This window comes from Pseudomonas sp. D1HM (assembly GCF_019266105.1).
Lineage (GTDB): Bacteria > Pseudomonadota > Gammaproteobacteria > Pseudomonadales > Pseudomonadaceae > Aquipseudomonas > Aquipseudomonas taetrolens.
In genome coordinates this window covers 1-4,546 of record NZ_LRMN01000038.1, presented here as the reverse complement: position 1 = coordinate 4,546, position 4,546 = coordinate 1, and the positions used below count along the sequence as shown (strand labels likewise).

Annotated in this window: 2 protein-coding genes; both read right to left on the bottom strand. The window is 57.4% G+C overall.

Translation table 11 applies throughout. The features are described from left to right. Positions 1 to 82: 82 nt before the first annotated feature. Positions 83 to 3,508, bottom strand: a complete 3,426-nt coding sequence (locus AWM69_RS22575) for a toxin VasX (RefSeq protein WP_218728584.1) — start codon at positions 3,506 to 3,508, stop codon at positions 83 to 85. Further along, on the bottom strand, positions 3,505 to 4,371 hold the full coding sequence (locus tag AWM69_RS22570; protein ID WP_256930498.1) for a DUF4123 domain-containing protein: 867 nt from the start codon (positions 4,369 to 4,371) through the stop codon (positions 3,505 to 3,507). The genes AWM69_RS22575 and AWM69_RS22570 overlap by 4 nt, the downstream gene beginning before the upstream one ends. Between the last annotated feature and the right edge of the window lie 175 nt (positions 4,372 to 4,546).

Sequence of the window (4,546 nt, the reverse complement as noted above, 5' to 3'; positions counted from 1 at the left end):
GATTTCACCGGCCCTGGGCGGCTGGTTATCCCGGTCGAAAGCCGGCGCCTGTTCATTGCTTTTTTTACCGTTTAGCCAGCGACTAATCATCCGCACGCCCCAACTCATCACGGTGAATCAACCAGGGTTTTGCGGCTTCAAGTGTCGCGGGCAATGCCTCTACCGGCTTGAGCTTGAACGTTCCTTGTAACGGAATACGGTAACCCCGTGCGTCATAGCTATGCAGGTCTTGCACGAGAAAACAGGTGCGGTGAATCAATTCACGCTCGGCCTCCAGTTGATAGCCAATACTCAAGGCCAACGTGAAGTCCGACGCTTGCAACGCTTGGGAGACGGGAAAATGCAGGACCAAGGCTTCATCGTCTTGACTGGCCACTTGGGCCGTACCGGCCCACGCCGCACTGCGTTCGTGCCACCGGGTGGGATGCCGCGGATTGAAACCGGGGGCGGACGGGGCGTCTCGCTGGCATTGATAGGCCAGCAACTGCAGCTGGCGGCTGTCCAGTTCTCGCGTGCGAATGCCCGGCAACACAAAACGCAGGTAAGTGCCCTTGGCATTGCGCACAAATGCGCCGTAGGGCTGTTGCACCGCGCGGGCCAGGGCGCTCCAGTCATCTTGCAGGGTACGCTGCAGGTTACCGGTGCCCCAGGCACTGTTTTCAAGCCATTTTTGCATCGCATCGCGATGAACATAGTTGTACAGCGCTTCGCCTGCTAACTGTAGCGCCGTGCCAATCAGCCCCACCACATTGGCCCTCACTGCAATGCTCAACAACCTCGGACTGGCTTGCGCCCAAGCCAGCGCGCGCAATTCTGACGGGGTAATGGCTATTTGCTTAACGATCAGGCGAGTGTGTTTGTATGCCCAGACATTGGTGCCTACTAATATCGCATCCCCCATCATCTGCATTGACGTGGCTGCCAGCGCTTTATGATTACCTGCCGTCATGGCTTCGCCCCATTGTTGCGCGTGCCGGCCGAAATCAATCAGAGCGCTTACTCCACCAAAAGCATAGGCTCCAACCCCTGCAACCCCTACCCATCGACCTAAACGGCTCATTGCGTTGAGCTTGCCTGCCACACTCTCCATCCGCTGGATCTGCGCTTGAAATACGGTGGCTGCCAGTCCTTGTGTCGCAGCAAAGCTCACCGAAAGTAGCCCAAGAGCAACCTCTGCAAAAGACAGGTAATTAGACAGTGAGGCTTTCTTCTGCGCTTGGAATTCCACCAGCGCCTCTATGAATTTATGCCCCTGTAACACCACCAGTGTCAGTGCAAGCAAGTCGCCCTTTGAACTCAATACACTGCGTACAGGCGCGGTAAAGGTCCCGTTGGCGTGGAAGTCACGCACGCTGCGGTTCAGCTCCTCTCGCAGTTGCGGGCTCCAGCCATCGACGACAGTACCGATTTGACCCGGGCTGCCGCTGCCGACGCTCAAGCTCAGAACCAGCCGGTCTTCAAGCGGCGCCAGCGCGGCTTGTAACTCAGTAATGGCACGGTTGTAGGGGGCTTCGCTGCCTGCCGGCTCAAGGCCGTGCAGCTGACGGCTTAGGGACCTTTTCCGCTCCTGGTACAGGGTTTTAAGTTGAGCGCGGTAACTTATCGCCGTGTCCCGTGTCTGGTTATACACCTGGATTTCAGCGGGGGTTGCGCCTCTTACACTCAAGCCATTGAGGGCAAAGTCTCTCAGCAACTGTATGCGTACAGCCCTACCAGCCTTACGAATAAACTCATTAGGATCTATATGCTGACTGAGTTGAAACGCTCTGTGCACTCTATCCAGCTCATCCGCCATACTTAGCTGCTTGGCCGGGCTATACGCCCCGTCAAGCATGCTTTGCAGCCCCTGAAATCGCATATGCAGGGCGGCATAGTTAGGCAGGCGTTCGGCCATCAGGCTATTGAACTGATTGGACAGCACGGTGGCATTATTCAGGCTGTCCCCCGCCTCCAGTACATTGATTGAGAAGTTGCTCAGGTCCGCCAGTTTTTTAGCGATGTCGACTTGATCCTTCTGGTGCAGGGAGTCCAGCCCCGGGATCAGGGTCAGCAGGTTTTGTTCCAGGTAGGCTGCCAGTTTTTCTGCTGACTCGCGATTGCCGCACAAGGCCGCCACACACACGAACTCCGTTTCGAGTCGATGCCTGATTTGCGCGTCCTGCTCAAAATCGTAGTACCAGGCAGCCCGATGAAAATAGCCGCCTATGATCATCTGCAAGCGATCTTCGCGGACCCTTTCAAGGCGGGCGTGCCAGTGCCTCAACAACGCCTGTTCGCGAGCGACAAAGTCTTGCATGGGGAGACGGTAGGTCAGGTCATCGATTCCGGGCTGCCCCACTGAGGCTCCTTCCAATGCATCCCAGGACTCATCGGCAAAGCTGAAGATTGCGTTCTCATGGCGAGACCACAGCACAGGCCCCAACAAGTCTTGCATCGCAAGCCAGGCGCAGTCATAGCGGGTTTTGTGTACCAGCGCGCGGATGATCTTCTCCGGTGCGCGAATCACCGGTCCCTGATGATCGCGCATTGCTTTCAAGTAGTCATAGATCGCCGCTTGTTGCTCTGGCGTGGTCTCATCCATCAGTGCTTTGACGGCGGGATCGACTGCGCTGCGCTCGCTGAGCCGTGACGCATTTACGTCATACAACGACTGGATGTAACTCCCGGTGAGGTATTTGCGCTGGGCCTGCTCATCCGCACTCCAGTGTTCAATCCACTCGCCGATTTTCAGCTGTTCATTCGCCAGATCGCGCATCACGCCAAAATCATCGCGCAACACCAAAAAAAGAAAATCGTTCTTGTACGGCCCCAGCACCTGGCTGGTCAGGGTTTGAATCCCGGTGTCATAAAAAAGCTGCTCGGCTTCCCAACTGTACGGCTGCCCTTCTTCTGCATTGGCCCCCTCGGGCAATACCGGTGCGGGCCCGGTGGTTGAAGTGCTCTCGGCAACCTCAGCCAACCACTGTTCGGCCTGTGCCTGGCTCAACAGATGGCGCCCGCCCTTCGAAGAACAGGCGGTAGCCGGTTCGATCCGCTGCATCAACCGCTCGCGCTCGGCCTTGTCCTTCAAGACCTGCGAGCACTTGAAGGCAGTCCACTGGATTTCCGAGTAGCAGGCATGCAAGGTGTTTTGCCGCTTGAACACCAGATACGGTTCACCGACTGACGCAGTGCGTACGTCGGCAGCCACTTCGTGGTCTTTCCACAGCAACTTGGTGATCTGGCCCTTTTCTATCTGGTACTCGTGCAGATAGCCACTGGCGCTGTCGATGATGTACAGATAGCCATCGCGCAACAGCCGAACACCCAAGGGATGGCTGTTCAACTTCAGCGGGATTTCCAGGGCTGAAGAAGGATCAAGTCGTTCGACCAGGCCGTAACGCAGAGGTAACAACTGTACTGTGCTGTTCATCAACTCGCACATGCCCATCGGCGAGCGTGTATCTTTTTCATTCTCGGCCAGGGCGACGACATTGGCCCTGACTCTGGGGGGTGCTTGAACGGTCATTGTGGATGTCCTTGTACCGTGACCTGCCGGCTTTCAGCCAACTCGGCCGCCCGCAGCACTCGCTGCAAGGGCGGGAGCGCTGATGGCTGATTAAGCAATTGGTCTATGTCGGGGTGTGATTCGATCGATTGCCCGGCCAAGTAACCCAGTACGTTGGCGTACAACATGATTTGCTGCGCGGAGTGAAACCCTTTGTCGTAGGCGATTTGCGCAATCTGTTGCGCACGACGCCTGCGCTCTGTCCCGGAGAACGGCGCCATCATGTCGGGGAAGTAAGTCGTGAGGTGCTGAGTCAACCGCACCACAAACTGCCTGAACTCGACCTCACCGAGCGCCGTCAGCTCTTGATCGGTCAGGCGCAAGGTCGACGGCTCGACAGTCAACGCACTGGTCGGCCGCCGGTGCTCTTGCCAAGTGCCCTGTATGGCATCGGGCAGACACACCTGTTCAACCGGCCCAAACCAGCGCCCGCTCGATGCCTGCTCAGACACCGTCATCAACTGGTGGGCAACTGCCGGTTCCGCCACCCTCATCATGACTTCATCACCCGAGGGGTGCTGAACCACAATCAGGCTGCGTAACCACGCGGTCAACGTGTGGGTATCAGCCCGGCTAAACAGGAGGTAGCCGGGTTCGAGCCAGGCATTGGTTTGAAAATAAGCCAGTACCGGATCATTGGGACCCGTCAAAGAGATCAGGTACGGCGAGAGATCCAGCAGCTCACGCCAACGGGTGCTCACGAACAGACACTCGGCGGCGTTTGGCCAAAGGTGAAGCTGCTTTGCCAAGCCGGGGAGCCGCACGCCATCCAGCAATAGCCAGGCACCCCGATGCCAAGGCAGGTTATGTGGGAGGGCCGGCATTTCAATCATTGGCAGAACCTTTTTGCTGGGCGGCCTCTTCACAAATGGCACATATCGCGTGCTGCTTGATCATGGTTTGGCGCTGTCTTTCCAGGAGGTACGGCACCGGCGGGGCAAAAAGCGGGTCCGACAAACTCAGGCCGGCAACCGTGCCTGGCAACAACGGATTCGCCGG